Origin of the sequence: Nocardia speluncae NBRC 108251, from assembly GCF_001613245.1 — a bacterium.
Lineage (GTDB): Bacteria > Actinomycetota > Actinomycetes > Mycobacteriales > Mycobacteriaceae > Nocardia > Nocardia speluncae.
This window is the reverse complement of the sequence record NZ_BDBZ01000046.1, coordinates 1-13,146: the sequence shown is the minus strand read 5'-3', so window position 1 is coordinate 13,146 and position 13,146 is coordinate 1. Positions and strand designations below refer to the sequence as shown.

Sequence of the window (13,146 nt, the reverse complement as noted above, 5' to 3'; positions counted from 1 at the left end):
GCCGACGAGAGGGAGCGCGGTGATGACCGGCTCGGCAGCGCGACCCCGGCGTGGCCGCGGGCGACCGCCCGGATCGGACGGAGCGCAAACGCGGGATGCCATATTGCGGGCGGCGCGTGAACTGTTCAGCGAAGTCGGCTACGACCGCGCGACACTCTCCGGTATCGCGACCCGGGCCGGGGTGACCCGCACCAATATCAACCATTACTTCCGGAGCAAGGACAAGCTCTACCGCACACTGTTCGAAGCCGATAAGGACAATGTGATCACCGCCGGGATCGCCGATGCCGGAGCAGCGTCCGACCTCGCCGATCGGATGGCCGCATTCCTGCGTATCACCATGCGCGGCGATTCCGAGAACCGCACCTACGTCAGGTTTCTCGCGGTTTCGCTGTTCGACGCGCTGCGCAATCCGGAACTCGCCGACTGGGCCGAGGAACAGATCGATAACGTGCGCGGCTTCATCCGGCCGGCACTCGAGGCCGCCGCGGCAGACGGGACCATCGGGCCGGATGTCGATATCGCGACCGCCACCGAGGTACTCATCGCCGTGGTGTGGGGAATGAGCATGTACGCGGGGTTCGTCGGAGCCGAGGACCGGCTCGAGCCGATGATCGACCAACTCACAGCTCTGCTGCGGGGCGTCCTCTGGTAGCCACTGCCGGTACGCACCCGGCCCACCGGCCGGCAAGCCGGGTGCGGTGCCGCACCGTCGGCTCATCCGAGGACGGTGACAGTGCCTGCATCACCGTCCAGCCGGATGTGCTGGCCGTCGCGGATCCGGTAGCTGCCGTTCTCGGTGCCACAGACACAGGGGATTCCGAGTTCGCGGGCCACGATCGGCCCGTGGCTGAGCAGACCGCCGTAGTCGGTGACAACTCCGGCGGCGACGAGGAACAGCGACACCCAGCTCGGGTCGGTCGTTTCGCAGACGAGAATATCGCCGTCGTCCAGTTCGGTGGTCGAGGGATCGCGGACCACCCGAGCCCGGCCCTCCACCACACCACCGCTGGCCGCCACACCGGTCACGACGCCGGAGACATCCAGGGCGGGAGCCTCGGTCTCGCCGGACTTGATCAGCTGCGGTACACCGGCCCACGCCTGCGGCAGCCGGTAATCGCAACGCTCGTCGTACTGTGCCCGGCGGGCCGCGACCAGTACGCGCCGGTCACCGGTGACCCCCGCGCACACGTCGTCGTAGGACAGGTGGAAGACATCGTCGATATCGTCGATTACGCCCGCTTCGACCAGCAGGGCACCCTGCCGCCGCATAGCAGCGCGGGCAATATCGAAGGTCAGCAGATACCCGGCCTTGCCCTGCTCGCGTAGCGCGATCCAGCGGGCGGCCCACCGCACATACCGGGCCGCGCCGCGACGCTTGCGCCTGGGCAGGGCCGCCTGGAGCTCGGCCAGAGCACGCGCCCGGGTCTCGATCTGTTCCCGGCTCCGATTGCGCGGCGCCCGTGGACTGTCCGCGGCGACAGCCCGGTAGTCGGCGAGCCGGTTGAGTACCGGGGTGGGATCCTCCCGCCAGGTGACACCGGACAGCTGCCCCTCGTTGGTGCCGTGGTAGCCGTGCCGGTCGGTGAACTCACGCAGCCCGATCTCGTCATGCGCCAGCGCCCACAGATCATGCGCGATCTCGCTCTCGTCCGATCCGACCCCGGACAGCAGCGCCGGCGCGAGGTGGGCCAGGTCGAGCCCGGCCAGCATATCGGTGACCCGGTCCGCGAGCCCGGAGCTGACGAACGCGACGAGCATATGCGCGGTCAGCATGCGCTGGAAACGCTGTCGCGCGTCGTCGAGCAGTTCGACGCATCCCGCGTGGTCGAGCGTGTCGATACCGTCCAGATGGGCGAGCCGCCAGCGGCGCAGTCCGGCGAATTCGGCATCGTGGCGCTTGGGTAGCCGGAGCACCGCCGCCGGCGCTTTCACCACGATGACGGGATAGCGCCGAGCGCTGTTCGCGTCGACCGTCTCCGGTCGTACGTAACCGAAGAGCTGCTGTTCCACCGCCGTCGCCGAGGTACCGGGGGTGATGTTCGCGATCTCCCGGAACTTGTCGATATTGGCCGCGGCCCGCCCGGCGAACAATGTCCAGAACATGTCCTCCGGCCGATCGGGAACATGGACTTGACTCCCGGTGAGGACACCCAGATTCCGGAACGTGGTGCGGGTCGCCAATTCCACCGACGCGTTGATGAAGGTGAACCCCAATGTGGTGAACACACCCGGAAATGCCTCCGCGACATTGCCGGTGGTCCAGGTGACCGCGGGGTCGATCGTCGTGTTATCGAGCGTTTCCTCGACAATTTCACGGGTGCTCATCGAACTCTCTCCATCTTGCGTCGCAGGAGCAGATCGGGTAGTGAACCCGTTGCGCTGTCAGGCGATTCCGCACGTGCCCATCGGGTGAGCAGCGCGATATCGGGATCGTCGGCCGGAGCGCCGGAGACGACGGTGAGCTCGCCGGGATACACCGCTCCGGCTGTCGCGTCGACGGTGACCGTCTGTCCGGCCAGCACCATGAGCGATCCGGTACCGCAACCGACCACGCACGGTACGGCCATCTCACGGCAGACCACCGCCGCGTGCGAGGTCGACCCGCCGAGTTCGGTGATCACCGCCGCGGCCACCGACATGGCCATCACATCGTCGGGGTCGGTGGTGGGCCGGGCGAGGATCACCGCTTCACCCCGGTCCGCGCGTTCCTCGGCTTCGCCGGAGTCGGTGACGACGCGACCGGTGGCGATCCCCGGACACGCCGGTTTGCCGGTTGCCACCGCGGCGGTCGCGGCCGGCTCGGCGCGGTCGAGCCGCGGGTCCAGCAGTGCGCGAGCCTGTTCGGGCGTCACCCGGTCGAGCGCTTCACCGGTGGTGATCAGGCCGGCCTGCCGAAGGAGTACCGCATGCCGGATCGCGGCCTCCGGGGTGCGTTTGGCGACCCGTGACTGCAGCAACCACAGCGCGCCCCTCTCCACCGTGAACTCGATATCCTGCACGTCGCGAGCGTCGGCCTCCAGCCGGGCCGCAGCGGCGAGCAGATCGGCGTGCACCTCCGGCATCGCGGCGGCCAGCTCCGCGAGCGGGAGCGCGTCGGCGCGGCCGGACACCACATCCTCGCCCTGGCCACGCGGCAGCCATTCGCCATAGGGTTCGGCATCGCCGGAGAGCGGGTTGCGGGTGAACAGCACGCCGGTCCCCGAACGGTCATCGAGATTGCCGAAGACCATCGCTTGCACAGTGACCGCTGTCCCGGCGTCGTGTGACAGGCCGCGGCTCTCGCGATATCCGACGGCGCGCGGTGAACGCCACGAATCGATCACCGCCTCGATCGCGCCACGCAACTGCTCCCACGGGTCCGCGACCGGGGTCCGGCCGACCACCTGCTCGAACTGGGCGCGGAACCGGCGATGGGTGTCCGCAGCGAATGCGGTATCCCCGAACTCATCGGCCAGTGCCCGCTCGACCTCGTCGTTCGTACCCAGGTTGAGCACGGTGTCCATCATCCCGGGCATGCTGGTCGCCGCGCCTGAGCGTACGGAGAGGAGGAGCGGCCGCGGACCGGCGCCGAAACGACGGCCGGTGGCCGTCTCCAGCTCCGCCACCGCGGCGGGCACCGCATCCCATACCTCGGGAGGTAGCGACTCCCCCGCGCTGTGCATCCGCCGGCACACCTCGGTGGTGAGGACGAATGCCGGCGGGACCGGGATCCCGAGCACCGCCATCCGTTGCAGGCTCCATGCTTTGCCGCCCAGCAGTTCCGGGCCTGCGGTTATCGCAGAACCGAGCAGGAGGACCGGCGGGTGTCCGGCAGCGCTCACTCGGCCCTCCCCGCCGCCTCTTCCCGCACCCGGGACCCGCCGCCGAGACCGATCAATTCCTCGTGCAGTTCGAACCACACGGTGTGGTAGCTGTCGACCAGCGGCCGGGCCAGCCAGGCCGGATCGCCGGCGCGAATCTTTGCCAGGGCCCCGGCGAACCGGTCCGGGTACTGCGCCAGACGCGGCGCCAGCTCGACGAATTCCGCGAGCAGCGGCGCAAACCGTTCGTGCAGCTCGCCCAGCCGTGCCACGATCCGCGCGTCGTATTCGGCGTCGCTGTGATCGTTGGGGCGCGTACCGTCGATCAGCTGCCAATCGGTGACCAGCCGTTTGAAGTCCTCGTTCACCGCGCCGAAGCCCAGGTACCGTTGCCGCAGCAGCGCCCGGTCGACAGTGTCCCGCTCGGCCGCCAGCAGCTCGTCGAGTCGCGCGCGGCCCGTGACGGTGATCTTGACGCGTCCGCCTACACGCTGGAGCTCCTCCGCTACCAGGAGCGGCTCCAACACGCTCGCCAGCGCGGCATCGGTGAGACCTGCCGCGGCGGCGAGATCGGGCTCGGTGGGACGACCTTTGAATCGCGCAGCCTGGAGAACACGCAGGGTATAGGGCATGGTGTATCCGCTCTTTCTCGTCGCCGCCGGTCAGGCGACCCGGTGCAGGATCGCCTGCTCGAAAATGCCCTCGCCGCCGCGGCCACCGGCATCGAACGACAAGAAGTCGTCGTAAACGCCCAGCGCCGGCCCGTCGGTCTCGGCCGGTCCCGCCGGCACCCGGAATCCCCCGAGCCGGGCAGCCAGCGATACCAGCCGGGTGGTGCCGTCCTCGAGTTCCAGTCGTGCCCAGCGGAATTGAGCCGCCGCGTCCCGGGCGAAGGAGATTGCGGTAATCGCCGTCGAGCCTGCGCTGTCGATGACGAAACCATCGGCGGTCAGCGAATCATCGGCGTGCCGGAACTTCATCGCCGTGACGAAAGCCGAATCGTCCACCGCGAACAGCGCCGCGAATTCGACCCATTGCGACGACTCGTCCCGAAATCCCCAGGTGCGGTCGCGCATACCGCGGCCGGCGGTGGCGATCGTCGCCCCCTCCACCGTGATACTGCCCGCGACGGTGCACGCCTGCTGGAAATGCTGTAGCGGCGCGGCGCCCCCCAGCGCCGGGATGGCGTTGTTGGCAGCGTAATCGGCGGCGGTGAACAGTGGCGCATTGACGAGTTCGGCCGAGACGAGCGGGTGTTCGACCCGCACCCGGCCATCCAATCCGAAATGAATACTTTCACCACTGAAGGTCCCCACCCCGAGCGTTTCGACCACCTCGGTCACCCGCCCTGCCACAGACACACTGAACCGGGCCCGGCAAGTATCCGGCGCGTTCGGCGAAGTCGACACGTGCACCGTGCCGAATACCGTTGCGGCGGAGTCCCAGAACGAGAGGTAGGCGTTATCCTTCCACACCGGGTCATCGGCGCCGGCGGCGTCGGAACGAATCGGCTCGGACAGCTTGCCCCAACTCTGTTCGGTCGGGGTGGCGGTGGTCATCGGGGGTCCCTTCTGATCAGGATGCGCGGGATACGGATTCGGCCCGCTACCGGCCCGACCGCACTGGACCGCGGCCACGACGCCCGATCACCCCGGTGCCGGGTCGCTGTGCAGATGCATGAGGCTATACGAAATGACGGTCGTGTCAATTTGTGTGGCAACGACCGGTCGGCAGAAGGGACACAACCGAAGTCGGCCGGATCAGCTCTGGTGAACCCGCGACTGTGCACGACGTAGCCTGGACGCTTCCGCCGAGCGCACACCCGCGAAACCCGCCCCGCACGACTGCGTCGAGTGCCGTCTCGATGCAGCGCCCGCTCGTCACGATAGAAGCCTGATCTGATGCGTCGGAGCTGCCACCTCGGCGGATGACAGGAACTGTCGCCGGCGCCGCGAATTCTGTTGCGCTGGAATGTTCAACGCGGCTACAACGATCCGTCGACGACCCGAACAGGATGCAGGCAAATCGACCCCAGGGGCCCACCGATTCCATCAACTGAACACCTCCCCGGCTTCGATACGGTCTTACCCATGGGGCAGCTCCGGTGCAGTTCGACAGCCCGCGGGTAGGAGCACGTGCACCGGGGTCGTTCGAGGGGGCACTCACTCCAAGAGGTTCCTAATGGGTCGAACAGGGCCGGCACGATCGGATGTCGGCCGCCCCGGAACAGAGAAGCGGGGGCACCGGGATCCCCCGTGTGGGACATGTCGCCAGCCCGGAAAAGCGCTTCCTTCCGCACCCACGCCGAAGCCGAGGCACACCTTTCATTGAGTCCACCGCCCGAAGTTGAGGGCGCTCGTCCCGTCCCCGCTGATGCGGAAATGTCCCGAGATGCCGCCGGCTGACACCACTCGGCATCGGCGCCGGATCGGTCGATCACGAGACGGGTGACGACGGCAACAGTCATGCCGGCCCCTCAGGATCGATAACGACCGCCAGGCGAGGCAGCGGCCGGGCGCGATAACGACGCCCAACCCCAGTGAGAGTCCAGGAGATCGTGCTCACAGATTCGGCGCGGGACGCACGCACCGCACCACCGCGACGGAGACAGCACCGCATCCCGAACTTCACGCAATGCCGCCGGAAAGACACCCGCCATCCATGACCATCCACACCCCCCGACCGCGCGCGAGGACGCAATACAGCCCGGTGCCGATCCGGCGCACGGCGAACACGCTTTGTCCACGCCATGTAGATCACATAGACAGTCTCCGCAGGTGAGACCCGTGATTTTGCCCCACACGCCCGATCAGATAGTCTTGCTGAGCACACCGGTCCGGGTGGCGGAATGGCAGACGCGCTAGCTTGAGGTGCTAGTGCCCTTTATCGGGCGTGGGGGTTCAAGTCCCCCTCCGGACACATCTCCCCCTCTTTCTACCTGCTGTTATTTGGTGTGAGTATCAATCAATCGCACTATATGCGCAGGTCAGCGGCGTGGGGGTTCAAGTCGGGTCCAGCTGAGACAGGCCTGAGAACCAGCCGGCATGGTGTCCTTTTGCGGCGGCCAACCCACATCCTGGCGCTGCTGTTGCCGGAAACCTGAAGCCGCGCCCCGCACGGGGATTAGGTGCGAGTGTCCTCGCCGGCTAGCGCTATTTCGTCGGGAGCTCAGGTGAGAGGAAGCGTGGCCTCGGCATCCTTCCAGCGTGTCGAGGTGAAGTGGGGGTGTGAGGGCGGGGCAGGCCACGATGTCACCTATCCGTGCAGCAGCCCCTTTGGGCATCACCATGACTTCGGACTTGTTCGTCTAGGCTGCCAGCGTCGTGGCGCATCCTGAAGAATTCATGCCGCTGGCCGGTGCGGCGGCAGGTGAGGAGCTGGCGTGAGTGGATTGGTATCTCGTTGGGTAGCGTCGGTGGACAGCGATATCCCGCGTACCGAGCACGGTCTTGTGGATGCGAGGACGCTGAGCCGTGATTGGTACAACGGTGACCGACCCGAGCGGGCCGAAGACCTTGTCGGTACGCACAGGTCGTATGTGCTGCTCGCGCCGGGCGGAGCGGGCAAATCCACGCTGATCGAGGATTTGAAGGTCCGTGAGCCTGATAGCCGATCGGTCGACCTCAAGTTGGAAGGTCGACAGGCTCTCATCAATTTGGTGAACTCGCTGTCGCTTAGCGATGTTGCTCTGTCCGACGGTCCGAAGGGCAGTGTCTTCATTGATGCTGTAGACGAAGCGCTCCAGACCGATCCCGACATCGGTTATGTCCTGATCAGGGTTCTGAGTCGTCCTGAAGCCAAGCAGCTGTCGTGGCGGCTGGCTTGTCGACCCGCGTCATGGACGGTTGATTTGGCGGACGGGCTGCGGACGGCGCTATCTGGTTTCGAGCGGCTGGAGCTTCTTCCCCTGAGCTTGGCGGGGATTGGCGAGCTGGCCGGCTCGGATACCGACGGCTTCTTGAAGGCGGTCGCGGAGGCTCGTCTCACACGTCTGCTCGCCTACCCTCTGTCGGCAGGAAACTTGCTGAGGCAGTGGCGGGAATCCGGTGAGCTTCCCGCTAGCCGGTCGGAGGCGATGGGGCACGCTGTCACCGACAGGCTGACCGAGACCAGTACCACTCGCCAGCCCGGCAAGGTCGACGATTACCGCCGACGTCTCGTAGCCGAGCGCTTGGCAGCGATATCGATGTTCTGCGGTGTTAGCAACTTCGCGCTCCGGCCAGCAGCAGGGCCGCTCCCCAGCTCGGGGCAGACCAATACCGCCACGAGTTCTCAAACGCCGGTTCTCGCGGTGAACGCGGTGCCAACCCAGACCGAACCCGCCCTGTCCGGGACGATGCTCACTGTCGATGATGTGCGCGAAGTGCTCGATACCGCATTGTTCACGGCGGGGGTGCCAGGCACTGTGATCTTCGTTCACCAGTCTTACGCGGAGTATCTTGCGGCGCATTACCTTGTGCGCCGCGGTGTTATAGGGCAGCGACTGGTGTCGCTGCTGGGGTCCGATGTCAATGGTCTGGTTCCCGGCCCGATGATCGAGGTTCTCGGCTGGCTTCTCGCTTCGGGAGCGCCGGTTCCCGACACGTTGCTCGCCGACAACGCCAAATATTTGCTGCGCACGACCGGTGTGGAACTGGTCAGCGATCAGATTCGTCGGCGCCTCGTCGAGGCACTACTGCACGGAGCGGCATCCGGCACGATCGACGAAGGCTGGCAAATCGACACCTCTGTGCTGGGTCACCCCGAACTGGCCGCCCAGCTCCACGAGGCCGCGGCAGACGTATCGAATCATTGGGTCGCCTTCTGGGTCTGTCGCATCGCCCGCCAGTGCGTTGTGCGCGAGTCCGCCGGCGATCTACTCCAAATCGCCGTTGGTTCGACTTGGCCCGATCCCATGCGAGCCGAAGCTGTGACGGCGTTCGCCGCAGTCGCGCCACGCGAGCGGATGGCGGAGTTGGCGCCGCTGCTGGAGCTGAACTCCGACGAGGATCCCCACGACGAGATCATCGCGGCGGTGCTGCGAGCGCTGCTGCCTGATGCGGTGGAGTTCAGTCTCATTCGAAAGGCGTTGAGACCCCGCCGCACACGGAACTACATCGGCGGCTACCACCGGCTACTGGGCGAATTGGCCGAACTCGTCCCCAGCGACGGTGTCGTCCCCGCGTTGATCCATGCAGTGAACCACCGGCCCGAGTGGACCGACTCCGCTTTCGACCAGCTGATCGGCGGCCTGCTGCACCGTGCGTGGAGGATGAGAGATTTAGCGATCGCCGCAGAAATTGGCGTGGCGCTGGGCAGTGGGCGCCTGCCCAGACGGCACATGCTCGCCACTGAACGCCTGCTCCCATGGCAGAGCGACGACGATCCGGATCTACGTCGTGTGATGGCCGCGACCGCACTGGCAACCAACGAGCATGCCTTTGTTTCTGTCCTCGACCTGAACTTGCTCACACCTGCGGACATCGAGTGGCTCATCGATTGGATGACAACGGCGCCATCCGAAACACTCGCCCCCGCACGAGTGACACTGCGAAATCTGCTGTGGAGTCCTCCGCTCAGACCGGCAGACAGCCTTCCCGTTACCGACGAGGACCATCCAGCGTATGCCGAACTCGAAAGATGCCGCCAGCACCCGGAGATCTCCTCACAGCAACTCCCCGAGCAGAGTAGCTGGCCCGACGTCGAGGAGGACCCTTCACCGGCGGCGCCAGAACTCGAAACAGTGCTGCGTGATGCCATCACACGCGCAGGCGACGACCTTGGCGATTGGTGGAATGTTGTGCTCGCGCTCGCCGGTGATTGGCGCACAGACCCGCAAGTTCTAACGCACTGGGACCTGACGAGCGGACCGATGTGGCCCATCCTGGCAATCGAGGAGCAGCAAGCACTCCTACGGCTCGGGATGGATTATCTCGAAGTCAGACAGCCCGACGTCGGCCGCTGGGTGGGCCGTGAACAGTTCAGCGTCGATGACGCGATGCCCGATTGGGCCGGAGTGTTCCTGCTCGCGACGCTGGCCGAACATCACCCGAACCTTCTGGCTGAGGTCGAGCCGGGTACGTGGACGGTCTGGGCGCCGGTGCTCACCGTGACCTTCCCCTACACGGGCACCACCAATTGGCATCGCGGGATCCGAGACGCGGCGCCGCAGGCGGGCCGCGAGGCGATCGATGCAGCGCTTCGCGAGCAGGTGCAGAAGGCGGACGGATTCTCCTTCGCTCACCACCCGTTGGCCGACTTCGCCGATCCCAGCCTTATCGCGGTCGTCGAACAGGTGGCGCGCGACACCGACGGCTCCGCAGCCTGTCGCGACGAGGCATTCGAAGTGCTTGTTGAACACGCGCCTGATACGGCCCTCGATGTCGCACACTCGGCGTTGGACGAAGACGCCGCCCCTGCCTCAGCCCTCGCCGTCCTCGCGAGGCTGGCACCTGACGAACTGGTGACGAAATGGAACGCGCGGGGTCACCTCGACCCTGTGGAGCCTGTGAGCGACATCGATCCTGCCCGTCTGTCCGACGAATCACTCTTCACACTGACCCGCATGCTTCTCGACGAATTCCCCCTCGCCGAGGACTCACCCCAAACCAACGACTTCACCGAAAGCACTCCGCAATCGGCAGCGCGTCGACTGCGTATGTCCCTGCTGCAAACGATGGCCGGGCGTGGCATGGCTCCTCACCTGGCCGCGCTCGCGCTCGTCCGCCCAGCAGCAGATCTCGAGTCGATTCAGCATCTGTTGCAGGAGGCTCGCATTCGTGAGGCGCTGGCGAACTGGCGACCGGTGCAGCCCGGGATGCTCATGGGCTTGTTGACCAGCGGTGACGCTCGACTGGTTCGCGACAGCGCCGGACTGCTCATCGTTCTGCTCGAACAACTCGACCGAATCCAACACGACATCCGCGAACGCGGCACCTTTCGAAGCTTGTGGGACGGAGACCCTGGTACCGCGGGCGCGAAACCGAAGGGCGAGGACACCATCTCCGACTGGTTGGCCGAGCAACTGTATCTGCGGCTTCAACCCCACATTGTTGTAGACCGCGAGATACAGGTGACTCGCCGCAAACCCAAAGGCGTCGGCACCCGGATCGACCTCACCGCTACATCCGGGGGTGCTCCTGTCGGGCGGGTCGCCTTCGAAGCCAAACTCGTCACCAACACTTCATTGCTGACCGCGATTGATGATCAACTCGTCGGCCAGTACATGGACCCTGCTCTGTTCACTCACGGCATCTACATCATCTACTGGACCGCAACCAAATTCAGGAGATTAAAGAAACATCCCGACGCCGGTGCACTTGCCGAACAACTCCGCACCCAGGCAAGGCGTCATATTCCGGGACGTCATGTCGAGGTCGTCGTCTTCGACATCGGCCCAAAGACCTGAGAAAAGCATCCGCGTAGCGCCCTCGTAGAAGTGGATCGGGTAGACATCCGGTCGCCGCGGCACTCCCCTGCCTCCGACCCGAAGCCGTCGCACACACCATCAGCGACTCAACTCTTCGGGCGACGCTTCGGCGAACTTCTCGGCTTCGTTCGGGGTCTGTCCAGTTAACGGCTCTGGGCCACTTTCGGTGGTGGCTGTGAGGTGAGGGCGGCACGATATCCCGGTGGCTGAGGTGAGTATCGGTGTCGGCGTACCGTTTTCGGGTTTGTCGCCACTCGTTGTCGAGGATGTGGGTGTGGTCGGTTCGCGGCTGGTGGTCCGGGCCCGGACTCCCGGTGGTGTGGCTGAATGCCCGGGTTGTGGTGCGGGATCGGCCCGCGTTCATGGAGTTCACGAGCGGCGGCTTGCTGATCTGCCGGTCGATGGCCGCAGCGTGATGGTGCGGGTGCGCATCCGGCGCCTCTATTGCCCGACGCTTGGATGCCAGCGCACGTTCCGGGAACAGGTCCCCGGTGTGCTGGAACGCTATCAGCGGCGCACTACCCGGTTGACCGGGCACGTGCGTGCGGCGGCGCGGGAGCTGGCCGGGCGGGCTGCGGTCCGAATGCTCGGGCGGTGGTCGGTGCGATTGTCGCGGCAGACCGCGGTGCCGGTGCTGCTCGGTATCCCACTGCAGACCCAGAAGGTGCCGCGGGTGCTCAGTGTGGATGATTTCGCCTTGCTGCGCCGCCACCGCTACGGGACCGTGCTGATCGACGGCGCGACATCCAGGAACGCGGCGTCGAAATCCGACGATAGCGGGTAGCCGTCGCCGCGGAGGTCATCCGAGAGGATCCCGAGGGTGGGTTTCTTCTGCTTGGCTATGACGTTTCGCCTGTTCAGAAGTTCTTTGATCGCCATTTCCGCTGCGCTGCCGCACTCGATCGCGGCGCGGCGCGTTTGCGCGACTCGGTGCAGCGCTCGCGCGTCGCGGAGCAATGTCCACGCCAAAGGCACTGATGTCTTGTTCCCGGCCAAGGTGCCGCAGTGCTTGAGCATCTCCTCGGTGGCCTCGACCTCGCTCAAGCTGTAGAGCGGCGGAAGGGTCGGTATACCCACTCGCGGATGAGTGAGCCGTCGCTCTCCCGGGTCCACAAGCAAGTCCGGTTCGTTGCCTGCTGGGGCGGCTGGTAGCCCACCGTCGTCAGGTGCTGACCCGTCAGGAGGTCCAGCCAAGACAAGAAATCGTCAATCCAGTCGTTCATCTCGTCGCCCACAACCTGGATATCGGCCACCACGGCGGTGAACCCAAGCCGGTTGATGACCGCGATCTCTGACATCTGGTGTCCCCATGCTCCTGGATCCAGTTCCATGCGACTGCGGACCGCCGGCGGTTGCGTAAGGTAGAGCGCTCCTGACTGGATCGGTGGGTCTGGCATGTGAACTGTCACCGGCGTGCCGGCGAGCCCAGAGGCGAAGCTCAGACCGACAGTACTGACCTCACATCGGACACCACCCGCGATATCCTGCTGCCACTCAATGTCTTCCATCTCTTCGATGTCGCCGACCTCATGCAACTGGTTACAGGCAGACTCAGGTCGGCTGGGCCAAGAGTGCATGCGGTGGTCCTCGCCGCAACGTGGCCGAACAGGCGGTTTCGGTAAGAACGGTGCTTCGTCGTATGAGCGGCTCCCGAATGTGCCTGCCGGGGCCGCGCGATTCGACGTCGATCGCACTCGCAGATCGCCTATGCGACAACTGTTTCGGTAGTTACTGGTCGGTGATTCGTGTCAGAATCGCGACATCGACAAGCGCCGGGAACGTGGCCGGCGGCGCTCGCTATCGGGAACAAGAAACAGCCGTGAATCGCGAAGACGAACTGCGTGCACTCCGTTCGGACCTGGCGACAGGACTGGACGCACTCGACGCCCTGTCCTCCAAGCTACGTGCGGGTCTGGAGATGCTCGACGACGTCTT

General features: G+C 65.6%; 8 protein-coding genes, 1 tRNA gene and 1 pseudogene. 4 read left to right on the top strand and 6 right to left on the bottom strand.

Features of this window, described 5'->3' with window-relative positions; all coding sequences use genetic code 11:
- Window positions 1-22: 22 nt before the first annotated feature.
- Window positions 23-655 (top strand): TetR/AcrR family transcriptional regulator, encoded by a 633-nt coding sequence (locus NS6_RS31480; RefSeq protein ID WP_068049679.1) that lies wholly within the window; start codon window positions 23-25, stop codon window positions 653-655.
- 62 nt (window positions 656-717) lie between these two features.
- On the opposite strand, the gene NS6_RS31475 is transcribed toward NS6_RS31480, so the two are convergent.
- Genes NS6_RS31475 through NS6_RS31460 form a run of 4 tightly spaced genes read right to left on the bottom strand, consistent with a single transcriptional unit; the run spans window position 718 to window position 5,362 of the window.
- On the bottom strand, window positions 718-2,328 hold the full coding sequence (locus tag NS6_RS31475) for a PEP-utilizing enzyme (protein WP_084471603.1): 1,611 nt from the start codon (window positions 2,326-2,328) through the stop codon (window positions 718-720).
- The gene (locus NS6_RS31470) at window positions 2,325-3,824 is read right to left on the bottom strand and encodes a pyruvate, phosphate dikinase (RefSeq protein ID WP_084471601.1); all 1,500 of its coding nucleotides are present in this window, start codon (window positions 3,822-3,824) and stop codon (window positions 2,325-2,327) included. Before NS6_RS31470 ends, NS6_RS31475 begins: the two co-directional genes overlap by 4 nt.
- Window positions 3,821-4,435 (bottom strand): hypothetical protein, encoded by a 615-nt coding sequence (locus NS6_RS31465; protein WP_068049678.1) that lies wholly within the window; start codon window positions 4,433-4,435, stop codon window positions 3,821-3,823. Before NS6_RS31465 ends, NS6_RS31470 begins: the two co-directional genes overlap by 4 nt.
- 30 nt (window positions 4,436-4,465) lie before the next feature.
- Window positions 4,466-5,362, bottom strand: coding sequence for a DUF7064 domain-containing protein (locus NS6_RS31460; protein WP_068049673.1), 897 nt, complete (start codon window positions 5,360-5,362; stop codon window positions 4,466-4,468).
- Window positions 5,363-6,637: 1,275 nt separating this feature from the next.
- Here NS6_RS31460 and NS6_RS31455 point away from each other — a divergent pair.
- The 3 genes and pseudogenes from NS6_RS31455 to NS6_RS34420 form a co-directional block, all read left to right on the top strand.
- Window positions 6,638-6,722: transfer RNA gene (locus NS6_RS31455), tRNA-Leu, on the top strand.
- A 496-nt stretch (window positions 6,723-7,218) separates the two neighbouring features.
- The gene (locus NS6_RS31450; RefSeq protein WP_157113047.1) at window positions 7,219-11,190 is read left to right on the top strand and encodes a DUF8371 domain-containing protein; all 3,972 of its coding nucleotides are present in this window, start codon (window positions 7,219-7,221) and stop codon (window positions 11,188-11,190) included.
- A gap of 217 nt (window positions 11,191-11,407) precedes the next feature.
- Window positions 11,408-11,956, top strand: a pseudogene (locus tag NS6_RS34420) (transposase family protein); the annotation flags it as partial.
- Here the strand turns inward: NS6_RS34420 and NS6_RS34415 are convergent.
- Entirely contained in the window at window positions 11,926-12,255 is a 330-nt protein-coding gene (locus NS6_RS34415) for a hypothetical protein (protein ID WP_084471597.1), read from the bottom strand. The pseudogene NS6_RS34420 and the gene NS6_RS34415 sit on opposite strands and share 31 nt — an antisense overlap.
- A complete protein-coding gene (locus tag NS6_RS31435; RefSeq protein WP_157113046.1) occupies window positions 12,252-12,788 on the bottom strand; it encodes a hypothetical protein in 537 nt (178 codons plus the stop codon). The genes NS6_RS34415 and NS6_RS31435 overlap by 4 nt, the downstream gene beginning before the upstream one ends.
- Between the last annotated feature and the right edge of the window lie 358 nt (window positions 12,789-13,146).

Excerpts from the sequence above, each read along its gene's own strand:
- NS6_RS31435 (WP_157113046.1), bottom strand. The coding sequence starts at position 12,788 with ATGCACTCTTGGCCCAGCCGACCTGAGTCTGCCTGTAACCAGTTGCAT.
- NS6_RS31460 (WP_068049673.1), bottom strand. The coding sequence starts at position 5,362 with ATGACCACCGCCACCCCGACCGAACAGAGTTGGGGCAAGCTGTCCGAG.
- NS6_RS31475 (WP_084471603.1), bottom strand. The coding sequence starts at position 2,328 with ATGAGCACCCGTGAAATTGTCGAGGAAACGCTCGATAACACGACGATC.
- NS6_RS31465 (WP_068049678.1), bottom strand. The coding sequence starts at position 4,435 with ATGCCCTATACCCTGCGTGTTCTCCAGGCTGCGCGATTCAAAGGTCGT.
- NS6_RS31480 (WP_068049679.1), top strand. The coding sequence starts at position 23 with ATGACCGGCTCGGCAGCGCGACCCCGGCGTGGCCGCGGGCGACCGCCC.